The organism is Vibrio sp. YMD68, assembly GCF_029958905.1.
Taxonomy (GTDB): domain Bacteria; phylum Pseudomonadota; class Gammaproteobacteria; order Enterobacterales; family Vibrionaceae; genus Vibrio.
Window position 1 is genome coordinate 2223138 of record NZ_CP124614.1, and the last position, 14633, is coordinate 2237770.

A 14633-nucleotide genomic window follows, 5' to 3' on the forward strand; every position below is an offset into this window, starting at 1 on the left:
GAAGAGAAAATCCAACGCACTTATCTGCTTGCGTCATTCACTATCAAGATCGACGGTCATTACCGCATTCTTGCCATTTTTCTTTATTTGGTACATGGCTTGATCGGCGGCTTGGTAAACACCATCAAAGCGATGCTTCCCTTTCTGAAAGAAACAAATGCCAATACTCATTCCAATGTTTACGTTAGCTAGGGTCTGATTGAGCGTAGGGATAAAAGATGACAACAGTTGGTCACACAGTGCTGTCAACTTGTTGCGGGAGGCGTAAGAGCACAATATAACGAACTCATCACCCCCTATTCGTCCGACTTGAGCGTCGTTAGGGGCCAGTTCATTTAATTCTTTTGCGATATTAGTGAGTAACGTATCACCAGCATGATGGCCGAAAGCATCGTTAACCGCTTTAAAGTTATCAATATCAAAAAATAACATGGCTGATTCTAGAGCAAGATCGGGGGTCTCCCGACGATAAAAGTGCTCAACGATAGCACTTCGATTCAAAAGCCCCGTCAGCGGATCGGTGGAGGCCAATTTAGCCAACTCCTGTTCATAACGCTTCTCTTTCGTCAGATCGATGTGTGTCCCCATCATGCGAAGTGGGTCGCCATTAGAGTCATACTCGACAATACGGCCCCTATCGTAGACCCAGCTATCACTTCCGTCTTTATGAATCATACGGTGAACCACTTCATAAAGGTCAGTTTTTCCCTTTATATGATCATCAAACGCACCAACGGCAAGGTCATAATCATCAGGGTGTAGATTACTTTTCCATGTGTCTACCGTTGCGGTCAGTTCGTGAGGTTGATAGCCGAGCATTTTGCCCCATTGCATGTTGAAAATGGTTAAAGTGCCCGAGGGAATATGCTGCTCCCACAAACAAAGCCCATTGCTATCGAGAGCAGCATTCAACTTTTCTTGAAGACGAGCATTATCACGCTTGAGCGCTTCGTTCTCCTTTTCAAGGCGTACCACTTTATTTAAATGCTCTTCCATTTTATCCACAAACCAAATGTATCCACAAACCAAACCAGGCTTTAGAGTGAATATACAAAAATGGTGACACTATTTCTATGATGAGCCTTAGATAGTGATACTTTAATTGATGGTTTACCTGATTCTCGCCAAATACTGGTTTTAACCGCAGCTCTGATGCCTAAATCACCGCTTATCAATTATGCTGCACTCAAAGCCTTACTGGTTCGGTTGATGTTACATAGTGCATCGTGAACTATACTCAACGCTTGTTTATACTGGGCTTCTTCGACAATATACTGGACACTGACATTACGTATAGGGGCATGCAAGGCTATAGGAGCGATACCTTCGTTGATCAGCGCTTGTGTCCCTATCGCTAATGTCTCGTGAGTATTTAAACTCGATCCTATCGCGGATACCACAGCGACGGTTTGGCCTTTGATTTGGGCTTCAGGGTACGATAATTTCACTCTTTTTTGTACTTGATTAATGCTGTCTGTATTTCCGTTTAAGTAATAAGTTAACGAGTTTGCGTCCATCTCTTTACTGATTAACCCCACCTCTGTGTCCGCGATGATCTTCATCACCTCTAGGCTTACCGAATCCAACTGACACGCCTTGTCTTGGTCGAACAAATGCACCGCGTGCACCTTATCTTTGCCTGCGACGATCTCAACGCTATCGTCTTCTGATTGGAACGCTTCAGAAATCATTGTTCCTTTATGTTCAGGCTCAAACGTGTTCTTAATTTGCAGCCGTATACCACTTTTACGCAACCCCTCGGCCGCATTAGGGTGAATGGCTTCCATGCCAAGGCTCGATAACTGATCTGCGACATCAAAGTTTGTCTCCCCAATGGGTTGAACCTTATGTGCGCCGACCAATCGAGGATCAGCGGTACTCAGGTGATACTCTTTGTGAATGATCGCTAAATCAGCTTTGGTGACACAAGCCAATCGACTGAATGTCATTTCACTGTAACCGCGATCGTAGTTCGACATAACGCCTTCTTGTGATGCGGCATACCCGGTGACAATCGGAAGTTCATGACTGACATCTATCGATTCAAATGCTGTCTGGATACAGTCATCGAGCGTTTCGGGCATCTCTTGAGCATCCCACATCGACAAATCAACAAATTTTGCATTAATTCCCATGCCTTTGAGCTTCGTAGCCGTATTGTACGCACTGTGAACTTCACCAATCGAAGCTAAGAACTCACGAATTTGAGGTAAGTATTGAGCGAGGTCGAACTGCCCATACTGACAAACGTCGAGAAGATTGCTAATGCAAGACTTTGCCTCCGCAATTCTTGAGCGAATGAAATTATCAGCAGGGATTCTTTCCATCGGGTCTGCAAACATATGTTCGTTGGTCAGAAGCATTCGACGCTCAACCGTCTCCAACTCCTCTCTCCATCGGTCATCCGAGTTGGCGATCAGTTGATACACGCCTGGATGCTGAGTTCTCTTGCATTCCAGTAATGCATCGGTAAAACCACCGTATGCAGACACTACAAATGCTCTGTCATACATGTGGCGATTGTAAGTGGGGCGAAGAAGAATGTTGTCCAATACGGTGTCGAAATCGGACATCGATGTACCGCCTATTTTTTCTACGGTATAAGTCATAGTAAGCCTATTTTTTTTTGAATTAGATTATGGGTTGAATGAGATAATGGGTTGAGTGAGATTGTGGGCTGAACCACTTGAGTTCACGTATCGTGGTAGCGATCAGTCAATCAATGGGTAAACCCCGTCCTTGTCATGTGTTTCCTGCCCTGTAATGGGTGGATTAAATACACATGCCATTACCATCTCTTTCTTATCGTAGGCTCTTAAATAATGTTCATCGTGTTGATCTAATATGTACAAGGTTCCTGGTTTAATGGGGTAGGTTTGCCCACCAACCACCTCGATTTCACCTTCACCGCTTAAGCAATACACCGATTCAAGATGATTTTTGTAGTGGATATGAGTTTCAGTCCCTTCATAAATGGTCGTAATATGAAAAGAAAAACCCATATTGTCGTCTTTGAGTAACATTCGGACGCTTTCCCAGGTATCACTGCTAACGCGACGCTCGCTGTCTCGGCATTGGTCGAGTGTTCTAACTATCATGTCTTTCTCCTTATTTATGATGCGCGTTGGTACTGATCAGAAATCACCGCATCGACAGCGGATTCAAATAGATTCAAGCCATATTCCAGCTCTTCTTGGGTGATCGTTAGTGGACTAAAGAACTTAATCACTTCATCCCGAGGGCCAGCGGTCTCAATAACCAGTCCTTTATCAAAACAGGACTGACCGATTTCCGAAGCCAATTCGCCAGATTTGGTTTCGATACCCTGCATCATGCCTTTGCCTTTTTTACGGACAAATTGATTCGGGTAACGAGCCAGCACTTTCTCAATCGTGTTTGAAACCAAGATCGCGCATTGTTTAATGTGAGTAGAAAACTGTTCATCTATCCAATATGTTTCTATCGCTTTCGTTGCCGTGACAAAAGCATGGTTGTTACCTCTGAAGGTGCCGTTATGTTCGCCTGGCTTCCAGATATCTAACTCCGGCTTGAGCAGTACAATGGCCATAGGCAATCCATAACCGGAGATTGATTTCGATAAAGTCACGATGTCAGGCTTGATTCCAGCCGATTCAAAGCTAAAAAATGAACCCGTCCGACCACATCCTGCTTGAATATCGTCAACAATGAGCAAGACTTGGTTGTCTTTACATATCTGTGCAAGTTGACGTAGCCACTGATCTGAAGCAGCATTTAATCCTCCCTCACCTTGAACGGTCTCCACTAAAACCGCCGCAGGTTTATCCAAACCAGAAGAGTTATCTTCTAACATCACTTCAAATAACTTAAGCCCATCAACTCCCGCATACCCTTCAAATGGAAGTCGTGTTACATCAGACAATGGAGCACCAGATCCATTACGGTGATGCTGATTACCGGTTGCCGCCAATGCACCACTCGTACAACCGTGAAAGCCGTTAGTGAATGCCACTACATTGCTTCGCCCTGTTACGTTACGCGCCAACTTTAAGGCCGCTTCAACCGCGTTAGTCCCCGTCGGGCCCGTAAACTGGACTTTGTACGTGAGATTACGAGGCTCGAGGATGTGAGTTTGCAATGCATCTAAAAAGTCAGCTTTCGCGTTAGAGTGCATATCTAAACCGTGTGTTATGCCATCCTTTTCAATGTACTCAAGCAGTTCAAGCTTAAACACTGGGTTGTTGTGTCCATAATTTAAAGAACCTGCGCCAGCGAGAAAATCTAAGTATTTATCGCCAGATTCTGTTTCTAACCAACATCCTTTTGCTTTGTTGAAAACAACAGGAAAATGGTTTGAATATGATCGAACGTTTGATTCTTGTTTTTTAAAAATATCCATCATAATTTGTCTTTTTATTTCCTTTTTTATTGATTTTTCTTAAGAGAAATTCGGTATAAATACTCGGTATCATGCTGACCATCAAAGTGCATATCTTGATCAAGAAACACAGACACCACGCTTTTTTCTCCATGCTCTTTTTCTACTCCGTTAAACAATGCCCAAGACGCTTTGTTATTTTTGGTAATGGTTGTTTCTATCGCCTTTAACCTTCTCAAGTTTTGACGTTCCAGCAGCTTGTTGAGCATTTTTTTTGCTATTCCTTGCCCCCTAAAACCCTTATCGACAACGACCTGCCAAATAAACAGAGTGTTTGCATCGTTAGGTTTTAAATAAGCCGATATAAACCCAGCCAATTCGCCACGATAGCAAACGGCCAACGATGTCTCTCTGAAGTGCGTTGCTTGAAGAAAGTTACAGTAAGCCGAGTTGTCATCGAGGGGTTCTGCAGACTCGATTAACTTATTTACAGCAAGGCCATCCTTAGCGACAGGGGCTCGAAAAGACCAGTTTCTCGATTGAGCGTCATTTTCATTTTCGATCATAAAAAACGTCTCGAACATGTTCATAGATCTCATTTCAACCTCTAAATTTACTTTGAACTCTAATTAATTTCCTTTTTATTATCTGACACCCCACCCCTTTAAAATCAAAAGAGATCTAGATAAGCGTGACACAGATCACACTTAATTCCCCTGCCATATTAATTAGATGTCTAACCAATTTTGAAATGTTACGATCGAGAAAACTAAAACTCTTCCCGCTTCGCATCTACAGTTAGCTTTAGATCAAATAGTTTTAGACCCAAAAAATAATAAGAATAATTTGGAGTACAAATATGAAAATCTTGATCATCGTTTTTATGGTCGCCTGCTTATTCCCCTTCACCAGCTTCGCTCAACAAAAGGCCTATTCTGATTCCGAGTTACTGGACAGACCCTTGATGGAGCGTTACATCCTCGACGAGCTTAAAACGCTACGCCAAGACCAACAGAGTTTGGAAAAGAGAATGATCGTCCAAATCACCGATCGTGAACTTGCCGTCGCCGATAAATCACTGAATTACGCAAACATAACGGTAACTTATTTTTTCTATATCATTGCGGGTGTCGCGTCTCTTATTGCATTAGTCGGGTGGCAATCACTGCGCGAGTTTAAGAGCAGCACAAAAGAAATGGCTGATCAGCGACTGGACTCAATAGCCAGTGAATATGAAAAGAAATTCAGCGCTCTTGAACGTGATTTAAAGCGGAAAACACGGATCATCAGTGAAAATAACAAAGAAATTGAAAGAATTAGCGAAATACACAACCTGTGGCTAAGAGCGCAAAGTATGCCAACACCAGAACAGCGAATAGACGTTTATGATGAAATTCTTACACTGCGCCCCGGCGATTTAGAAGCGCTCACCTACAAAGCCGATGCAGCAATGGAGATAAAGGAATACCACTGGGCATTAAGTTTGTGTAACCGAGTTCTGGATTTAGACATCACCAACGGCCCAGCCTTATACCAAAGAGCGTGCGCTTACTCGAGATTAGGTATTGAAGATCAAGCCATCGAAGACTTAGAACTGGCTATTGAAGCTAGCCCGTCCATCAGAGATCTCATCAATACCGAACCCGATTTGGAAGGGTTGCACGGGAACCCTAGGTTTGAAGCTCTAATCACCGCTGGAACGCACGAAGGGTAATTCGTATGCTCGAAAAAAAGTGTGATAATCTTACGGCAACTCAACCACGAGATAACAACTACAATGAAAATTTTCAGTAACTTCGAAAGCGGCAACATTCACGTCGTTTCAGCAGAATCTCCACAAAACATTCAACTCACAATTCCTGCCGATAACCAGACAGATATTTCACAATGGTTTCACTTCCGTTTAGAAAGTGATGCACAGCAGGCGCACCACTTTACCATCAGCGGGCTGGCAACATCGGCGTACCCAGAGGGTTGGGTTGATTACGATGTGGTCGCTTCTTATGATCGCGAAGAATGGTTCCGTATTCCGGCCACCTTTGACGGTAATGCATTGGCGTTCAATATCATTCCTGAACATGAGTCCATGTACTTTGCGTATTTTGCACCCTACTCGTACGACCGCCACCAAGACCTGTTACACAGCACCCAAACGCACCCTGCATGTAAGCTAGAAACACTTGGACACACACTAGACAATAATGACATCAGCCTACTAACGATCGGCGACCCCAGCCCTGAAAAGAAAAATATTTGGGTTATTGGTCGTCAACACCCGGGCGAAACCATGGCCGAATGGCTTATCGAAGGCTTATTGCTTCGTTTACTCGATGAAACAGACACCGTTGGTCGTTCACTGCTCGACAAAGTAGTGATTCGTGTGGTTCCAAACATGAATCCAGACGGCAGCATTCGCGGACACCTTCGCACCAATGGCATTGGCGTGAATCTCAACCGTGAATGGCAAACACCATCAATGGAGCGCAGCCCTGAAGTGTACCTGGTTCGAGAACGCATGCTTGAAACAGGGGTGGATATGTTCTTAGATATCCATGGTGATGAGGCCATCCCATACAACTTTGTTGCAGGCAGTGAAGGTATCCCTTCTTACGATTCACGTATTGCCCATTTAGAGAACCACTTCAAGCAAGCTCTGTTAACCATTACACCTGAGTTCCAAGATGACATTGGGTACGACAAAGATGAACCGGGCAAAGCAAACTTAACCGTCGGCTCTAACTGGGTTGGAGAGCAGTTTAACTGCTTGTCTTACACCGTAGAAATGCCGTTCAAAGATCACATCAGTCATGCTGATGAGCTTTACGGTTGGTCTCCTGAACGTAGTATTAAATTTGGCCAAGACATGCTCGCGGCTGTATCGGCTACCGTTGGCGAGCTGTAAACTTTTTCATTCAGCATTAACTAAAAATTACAGAGTGTTTCCTTCACGTTCATCGAGGTTCACTCTAACCAAGACGCCTAGTGTCCCTGACTCTGGGCGTTTTTATTTGCTTACTTTTATGTGGTTCACTGCCTATTTACAGGGCCCGCTAGCCATGTAATATTCCAACGTTAGAATGTTTTTCTCGAACAGATTTATCACTCTCGGTTTCGTCTTAGTAAAAGGGTTTGTCTCAATGTTTTCTTCATTGCACGTGCGTTTGACCGCCATTAATAACAACAAATACTTCCAAGCCATTACTGTTCTGGTCATCATCCTTGCTGCGCTCACCATCGGTGCCAATACGTTTGAGCTTCCTGAAAGTTTCAACGTGGCGATTTACTGGCTGGATAAGTTCATCTTGCTATTTTTTCTCGTTGAGCTTGTCATCAACTTCTTCTCTTACAAAAATAAATGGGATTTTTTTAAAAGTGGGTGGAACTGGTTCGACGCCATTATTGTTATTGGTAGCCTGATACCGACCGCTGGGCAAGGTATTCTCATTGCGCGACTATTGCGTGTATTTCGCGTGCTTCGACTGGTGTCAGCGATACCTCAGCTCAAGATTCTAATAAATGCCCTATTTAAAGCGATTCCAAAGATGGGCTATATCGCCGTGTTGATGTTCATCATCTTCTACATCTACGCGGTGATTGGCAGCTTAGTTTTTTCTGACATCAACGAGGTGTTATGGGGAGACGTTTCAATTTCAATGTTGACGTTATTCCGTGTCGCCACGTTTGAAGACTGGACAGACGTCATGTATGAAACCATGGCTGTCTACTCGATGAGCTGGTTTTACTATCTCACTTTTATTTTTCTGACTGCCTTTGTCTTTCTCAATATGATGATCGGTGTGGTGATCGAAACCATGACCGCTGAGCATGCTATAGCCGAGCAAGACAAAGACTCGGATATGCCCTTGCTGACTCCGGACCATGAACCAAGACAAATATTCGCGACACACCAGCAAGTCGAATCATTGCAAAAAGAGCTTTCTGAGATCAAGGCATTGCTAAAACAAAGGCATTGACGACACTCTACCAGGGGTTATCTCTAAAGTGAGCCTGAAAATAATCAATAAGCGCTCTAACGGTGGGAGACAGATGTTTTCTCGAAGAGTAGAGCGCATAAATAGTGAGATCGGCTGGTTTCCATTCAGAAAGAACCGGAAGTAATGTGCCATCTTGAATATATTTGTTCGCGAGATAGGTAGGCTGGACAGCAATCCCACCTCCTATCAAGCAAGCATGAAGTAAAGTATTCGCTTCATTGGCGGTCAGCTTGCACGCCACATCCACTGACTCTTGCTGCTCACCGTTGCTTAAATGCCATATGTGCCGTTGAAAGTTTCTATGCCCCAGACACTGATGCCCCATGAGGTCTTTCGGCTTTAATATTTCCTCTCTACTTGCTAAATAAGTCGGCGACGCAACCAACACCGACTCACAAACGGCAATAGGTTTCCCAATTAAAGAAGGATCAGGATTAGAAGCCATCCGAATAGCGAGATCGATTTGCCTTTCAGCGAGATCCGCGACCGAGTCTTGTAAATCTATATCGATATGCACTTTAGGGTGCATAGACATAAAATGCTGAAGCGCAGGCACAAGCTGAGAAAACCCAAATGACGTACTTGTGGCGATCCGAACCATGCCAGATAACTCTTCAGTAGTATCACTCAATACACTCAAACTCTCCGCCTGCTCCAGCCAGGCCTCAACCTCATTGAGGCAACGCTCTCCGGCACTTGTCAGTGTTACTTTACGGGTAGTCCGATGCAATAAGCGGCTATTCAACCACTTTTCCATCGCTTCAATATAGCGAGTGACCATTGGACGAGACATATCAAGCCTTTCGGCCGTCGCGGTAAAACTGCCCGATTGAGCGACATCTACAAACACTTTTGCTGCAGTGAGTCTGTCCATTTATTTGATCGAATTAAGAAACAATACTGTTCAATTTGGTGTGTTTTTCAGATCAAGTCAATGTTTTATGATGACGTCCGTTGAAACCAATAAACCATTTGTTCCAAAAACGCTTTTATTCCAACACACCAATCAATGGAAATCATAATGAAAAAGATCACTTTCTTAGCCGCTTCTATCCTACTTACTGGCGGTGCTTTTGCTACCGAACAAACACCCCTCACATTTGATGTTTATAACGCTGATGGAAACAGCTTCCACGTCAATTCAACACTGATTGAAGGAGAAAACGAAGTCATGCTGATCGACACGGGATTTACTAAGGCAGATGCGCTTCGTATTGCCGCTAAAGTGTTGGACACAGGCAAAGAGCTAAAAACAATTTTTATTAGCCAAGCCGACCCAGATTACTACTTTGGCGCTGAAACTCTTCACTCGCTATTTCCAGACGCACAAATTATTACGACCCCTGCCGTAAAAACAGTGATTGAGAAAAAATTGCCTACAAAGCTGAAAGTATGGTCACCACGTATGGGGAGTAATGCACCTGTAGAGCCTTATGTCCCTCATGCTATAACCGAGAATTTCCTTACTTTAGAAGGACACAAAATAGAAATCATGGGGACAAACGGAGTGCTAGCTCATCGCCCCTATTTGTGGGTACCTTCGAGTAAAGCGCTACTGGGCAACGTAGCGGTATATGGCAATCTGCACCTTTGGACCGCAGATTCGCAAACGGAACAAAGCCAGCGAGCATGGAGTGAGCAGCTTAAAGAGATGCAAGAACTTCAGCCTGAGTTAGTTATCCCTGGACATATGAAATCGGGTACAGCTTTAAACGCAGAAACAATCCGTTATTCTCAGCAGTACCTTAAAGACTTCAGCCAAGCAAAAGCGACCAGTGAAAACAGTGAACAGTTAATAGAAGCGTTATCTCAACAATATGGTGATGCTGAATCTATGAATTTAATGATTGGCGCTAAAGTTCACATGGGAGAGATGACATGGTAACCATTCATTACTTTTATGACCCAATGTGCGGTTGGTGTTATGGCGCAACCACTCTCATTGAAACAATCACCAAAAGTCAGAAGTTCATGTTGAAATTACACCCAGGTGGAATGGTGCCCAACCGCGCAATTGAACCTAATTTCCGTAAGCATATTTTGAAAAGTGACCTATCAATCAGTGAGCAAACAGGCGCAAAATTTGGGCAACCTTATCGGGAACGCGTAACCAGCCCTAATGAGTTTGTTTTGGATTCTTACCTTTCCATTCGAGCGATTCTTGTCGCTGAATCTTTGGGAATGGACCCGTTTCTAATGCTAAAAGCGATACAAAAAGCGCATTATGTCGATGGAAAACAGGTCAATAAGCGAGCGACATTAGAGGAGATAGCCACCCAATTAGGGCTAGACCGAAAATTATGGTCTGAAAGAATGCTCGCAGGGGGAAATTGGGAAGTAAACGCAGTCGAAAACACTCACCAGCTGATGGCTCGCTTACAGGTACAAGGTTACCCGACACTGTTTCTCGAAGAAAATGACCAGTTTACTCGGTTGCCGCATTCAAAATATTACGGTCAAGGTCAGAAATGGCAAGCGTTCTTGGAAGACTTAGCCTAGGGCGTGTTGATCTTTCGCGGATAAATTTTATTCGCGATAAAATCGTTTTAGACGCGACGAAAAGTATGACGCCTAGTTATCCTAGGCATAATGCTTCTAAACCAAATACTTATCTGAAAAAGCAAAAACGGCTAATCAGGTCACTGACCTCTAGCCGTTTTTTCTGGGGGTGGTGTTTAGGAAACAAAAACTAGATCAATTTGTTTCGAATGTGTATGACCACGGCTTCTGCAATAATGACCACCACAAAAATACTCACCAGCACCATCGATACTTTCTGCCATTCAAACAAGTTTTGTGCGTCATTAAGCACCACACCAATACCACCAGCGCCAACCAACCCTAATACGGCAGACTCTCGGACATTGATGTCCCAACGGAACAACACAATAGAGTAAAAAGCAGGCATAACTTGAGGCCAATACCCTTTCAATATGACACTCATCCACGAGGCGCCAGTAGCACGGAGCGCTTCAATTGGGCCCATATTGACTTCGGCAAGTGCTTCCCCTAACAGCTTCCCTACAAACCCTATACTACGAATGGCAATCGCCATCACACCAGCAAGAACACCAGGGCCAAACAATGCGATAAACAACAAAGCCCAAACCAGTGAATTGACCGAACGGGAAGCCACAAGGAAAAACTGAGCGACCCAATTTAGCACTTTATTTTGTGTAATGTTTGGCGCATTAAGTAATGCCAAAGGAATCGCAAATATCAGGGTAAACAGCGTCCCCAATGTGGCAATATTGAGCGTCTCAATCATCGCAGCGTGAATCGATTCAGGATAAAAAGCATAGTCCAATGGAACCATTCTCTGAAACATGTCAGCAAACTGCGCAGGCGCGTCATACAAGAACTCAGGAATCACTTCCACGGTCTGCCACGACCACACAATCGCACAGACTAAGCTTAAGTAAATAGCAAATCGGGCAATACGCTCATTTGGCGTGAAGCGTTGCCACTCTTTATCGATAGAGGCGGTTGTCATTAAAACACTCTCCTAACAATATTAGAAAGAAACTCACCGACTAAAATCAATGCGATGATAGTGATCAAAATAGCGGCCACAAAATCGTAGTCAAAACGTTGGAAAGCAGAGAACAGCGTCCCTCCCAACCCTCCGGCTCCGACAATACCGACCATCGTTGAGTTACGTAAATTGGAATCTAACTGGTAACTTGCAAAGCCAATAAAGCGTGAAAATACTTGAGGCATAACCGCATACAAAATGACACTGGCGAAGCTCGCACCCGTCGCTCTAATCGCCTCTACTGGCTTAAACGAAATCTCTTCAATGGACTCCGCAAACAGCTTGGCAATAAAGCCAATCGACGCAAACACTAAGGTAAGAATGCCCGCTAAAGCACCAAAACCCACCGCTTTAACAAACAAGATTGCGATGATCACCGGATGGAAAGAACGGCATAAAGCAATAAAGCCACGCACAGGCGTTGAAACGAGAGAAGGCATCATATTTCGAGCCGCGAGTAACCCCAAAAACAGTGAAATGAGGATCCCAAAGAAGCTCGAAATAATAGCGATTTGCAGACTTTCAGCGAGACCGCTCAGTAATAAACTCGAACGAGAGAAATCAGGTGGAAACATACGCGATAAAAGTCGTTCACTTTCACCAAAACCTATGATCAAACGGTCAACGGTTAAACCAAGCATCGATACGCTATAAAATAGGTAGCCTACAACCGCCGCGATAATGGCACGATTAAGCCAAGACACCTTGAACGGATTTTTACGATCAATAGAAGTGCCGTTTGAGGAAGGCCCGCTTGTCAAAGGACTTGGGGTTAATTCAGCCATGACTCGCCCCCGTAAATGATCTTCAGATCGTCTTCTGAAATACCCTCAGGGCTACCATCGTAATGAACCTTGCCATTACACATACCGATGATGCGCTTTGCGTAACGTTTTGCCAAATTCACATCATGGATGTTCACCAACACTGGAATGTTTTTCTTCTCTGCGAACGTCTCCATTAGCTCCATAATCTCAACCGCAGTTTTAGGATCAAGTGACGATGTCGGTTCATCGGCCAACAGAATATAAGGGTCTTGCATGACGGCACGCGCGATACCAACACGTTGTCTCTGACCGCCCGACAAGCTGTCGGCACGTTGGTTAGCAAAGTCTTGTAAGCCAACAAATTCAAGCAATTCAAAGGCTTTTTCGAGGTCTTTTCCCGAGTAATTACGACGCCATGCATTCCATGCCGTCATGTAGCCTAAGCGCCCGCTTAACACGTTTTCAAGTACCGTTAGGCGCTCTACTAAGTTGTACTCCTGGAACACCATTCCGATATGACGACGCTCCTTGCGAAGCGCTTGTCCTTTAAGTTGCGTGAGATCCGTACCATCAAATATGATTTCACCTTGGCTAGGATCATTAAGGCGATTGATACAACGTAAAAGCGTACTTTTCCCCGTTCCTGAAGGCCCAATAATCGCAATAATTCCTGGTTCTTTAACATCAATGTTGATGCCTTTAAGGATTGGCTTTCCTGCCACATATTCATGATAAAGATTGTTGATCTTTATTCCGTCACAGCTTACTTCGGCCATACTGCATTTCCTTGTACAAATATTAAGATGAACTATGCCCTACCGGTTAGGGCATAGATTTTTAGAGTGTTGGATTAGGTCGAGACGAGAACTACTGGCTATTTGCTTGTTTTGCTAACTCTGCCGCTTTTTTCTTGGCACGTTTAGCCGCATCTTTTTCAGCCAGCTTTTTCAATCCTGCTTTGGTATAAGCCGTACCCGTTGCATGAGCGATATCGCGAATCACACCCCATTCTTCTTGGTAAGAAATCGGTGAGAAGCGATCCGCACCTTTGAATGATGCTCTCATTTCAGGTGTGAAACGGTAGCTAAAGAAAGCTTCGTTAATTTTGTCTACCAATTCTGGTTTTAGGTTATGAGCGTAACCAAATGCCGAGGTAGGGAATCGTGGGCTGCGGTAGATGATCTTCAGTTCAGAGTCGTCGACACGACCTGCGGTTACCATACGATCGTACACATCAGATGCCACTGGTGCTGCATCATAGTCTCCATTGAAGACACCCAAAATTGATTGGTCGTGTTTACCAGAGTAAAGCACTTTGTAGTCTTCATCGGGTACTAGCCCTTCAGCAGGAAAGAGCGCGCGTGGTGCAAGGTTGCCAGAGTTGGAAGAGGCAGATGTGTGTGCAACCTTTTTACCTTTGAGATCAGCCATCGTATCGATGCCACTGTCTTTGCGTACAATAGTGATGAGGTTATAGCCTTGGAAACCCGACTCGTCACCTTTCACTGCAATAGGTACGTAACCCGCTAGGTTCACAGCATAACCCGTTGGACCTGTCGAGAAACCCGCAACGTGAAGACGACCAGAACGCATTGCTTCTACTTGTGCAGAATTAGAGTGAACAGTGTAATAAATCACTCGCTTGCCAGTAATCTTACTTAGGTGAGCTTGGAAATCTGCAAACGCGTCTTTGTACAATGCAGGGTCTTCAACTGGCGTGTAAGTAAACACCAGCGTACTTGGATCGTTCCACTCATCTGGATTCTTAGGTGAATCAGCCACAAGATCTTGGTTTTCGTCACAGTATCGATCGTCTAACACACCACGGCTAGAGCAGTCGCTTGCCATAGCCAATGAAGGAAGTAGTAATGAGCTAGCGATTAACAGTCCTTTAACACTGATTTTCATATTTAAACCTTATTTTTACTTATTGTTGAAAGTCACCATCGTTATTGCAGAGTTTGTGCCATATTTTTATT

At 44.2% G+C, this 14633-nt stretch carries 15 protein-coding genes; 5 read left to right on the top strand and 10 right to left on the bottom strand.

Annotation, left to right across the window (positions count from 1 at the left end; genetic code table 11):
• Positions 1-33: 33 nt before the first annotated feature.
• The 5 genes from QF117_RS15990 to ectA form a co-directional block, all read right to left on the bottom strand.
• The gene (locus QF117_RS15990) at positions 34-996 is read right to left on the bottom strand and encodes a diguanylate cyclase (RefSeq protein ID WP_282386768.1); all 963 of its coding nucleotides are present in this window, start codon (positions 994-996) and stop codon (positions 34-36) included.
• 179 nt (positions 997-1175) lie between these two features.
• Entirely contained in the window at positions 1176-2609 is a 1434-nt protein-coding gene (locus QF117_RS15995; protein ID WP_282386769.1) for an aspartate kinase, read from the bottom strand.
• A 102-nt stretch (positions 2610-2711) separates the two neighbouring features.
• A complete protein-coding gene (locus QF117_RS16000) occupies positions 2712-3098 on the bottom strand; it encodes an ectoine synthase (RefSeq protein ID WP_282386771.1) in 387 nt (128 codons plus the stop codon).
• Positions 3099-3112: 14 nt separating this feature from the next.
• Positions 3113-4378, bottom strand: coding sequence for a diaminobutyrate--2-oxoglutarate transaminase (ectB, locus tag QF117_RS16005; RefSeq protein ID WP_282389503.1), 1266 nt, complete (start codon positions 4376-4378; stop codon positions 3113-3115).
• A gap of 26 nt (positions 4379-4404) precedes the next feature.
• On the bottom strand, positions 4405-4947 hold the full coding sequence (ectA, locus tag QF117_RS16010; protein WP_282386772.1) for a diaminobutyrate acetyltransferase: 543 nt from the start codon (positions 4945-4947) through the stop codon (positions 4405-4407).
• A 269-nt stretch (positions 4948-5216) separates the two neighbouring features.
• Between ectA and QF117_RS16015 the strand changes: the two genes are divergently transcribed.
• From QF117_RS16015 to QF117_RS16025, 3 genes are all read left to right on the top strand, one after another.
• Positions 5217-6071 carry a hypothetical protein gene (locus tag QF117_RS16015; RefSeq protein ID WP_282386773.1) on the top strand — a complete coding sequence of 285 codons (855 nt, stop codon included), beginning with the start codon at positions 5217-5219 and terminating at the stop codon, positions 6069-6071.
• A 63-nt stretch (positions 6072-6134) separates the two neighbouring features.
• Positions 6135-7259 carry a M14-type cytosolic carboxypeptidase gene (locus tag QF117_RS16020; RefSeq protein ID WP_282386774.1) on the top strand — a complete coding sequence of 375 codons (1125 nt, stop codon included), beginning with the start codon at positions 6135-6137 and terminating at the stop codon, positions 7257-7259.
• A 235-nt stretch (positions 7260-7494) separates the two neighbouring features.
• The gene (locus tag QF117_RS16025; RefSeq protein WP_282386777.1) at positions 7495-8331 is read left to right on the top strand and encodes an ion transporter; all 837 of its coding nucleotides are present in this window, start codon (positions 7495-7497) and stop codon (positions 8329-8331) included.
• A 7-nt stretch (positions 8332-8338) separates the two neighbouring features.
• On the opposite strand, the gene QF117_RS16030 is transcribed toward QF117_RS16025, so the two are convergent.
• Positions 8339-9226 carry a LysR family transcriptional regulator gene (locus QF117_RS16030; protein ID WP_282386778.1) on the bottom strand — a complete coding sequence of 296 codons (888 nt, stop codon included), beginning with the start codon at positions 9224-9226 and terminating at the stop codon, positions 8339-8341.
• Between the two features lie 147 nt (positions 9227-9373).
• On the opposite strand from QF117_RS16030, the gene QF117_RS16035 reads away from it, so the two are divergent.
• Positions 9374-10237, top strand: coding sequence for an MBL fold metallo-hydrolase (locus tag QF117_RS16035; protein WP_282386779.1), 864 nt, complete (start codon positions 9374-9376; stop codon positions 10235-10237).
• Positions 10231-10851, top strand: a complete 621-nt coding sequence (locus QF117_RS16040; RefSeq protein WP_282386780.1) for a DsbA family protein — start codon at positions 10231-10233, stop codon at positions 10849-10851. The genes QF117_RS16035 and QF117_RS16040 overlap by 7 nt, the downstream gene beginning before the upstream one ends.
• Before the next feature lie 190 nt (positions 10852-11041).
• Here the strand turns inward: QF117_RS16040 and phnE (QF117_RS16045) are convergent, their stop codons facing one another.
• The 4 genes from phnE (QF117_RS16045) to phnD all read right to left on the bottom strand — a co-directional run bounded on the left by phnE (QF117_RS16045) (position 11042) and on the right by phnD (position 14562).
• The gene (gene phnE / locus QF117_RS16045) at positions 11042-11845 is read right to left on the bottom strand and encodes a phosphonate ABC transporter, permease protein PhnE (protein WP_282386781.1); all 804 of its coding nucleotides are present in this window, start codon (positions 11843-11845) and stop codon (positions 11042-11044) included.
• Positions 11845-12672, bottom strand: coding sequence for a phosphonate ABC transporter, permease protein PhnE (gene phnE, locus QF117_RS16050; RefSeq protein WP_282386782.1), 828 nt, complete (start codon positions 12670-12672; stop codon positions 11845-11847). Before phnE (QF117_RS16050) ends, phnE (QF117_RS16045) begins: the two co-directional genes overlap by 1 nt.
• Entirely contained in the window at positions 12660-13430 is a 771-nt protein-coding gene (gene phnC, locus QF117_RS16055) for a phosphonate ABC transporter ATP-binding protein (protein ID WP_282386783.1), read from the bottom strand. The genes phnE (QF117_RS16050) and phnC overlap by 13 nt, the downstream gene beginning before the upstream one ends.
• Positions 13431-13521: 91 nt before the next feature.
• The gene (gene phnD / locus QF117_RS16060) at positions 13522-14562 is read right to left on the bottom strand and encodes a phosphate/phosphite/phosphonate ABC transporter substrate-binding protein (RefSeq protein WP_282386785.1); all 1041 of its coding nucleotides are present in this window, start codon (positions 14560-14562) and stop codon (positions 13522-13524) included.
• Positions 14563-14633 lie beyond the last annotated feature (71 nt).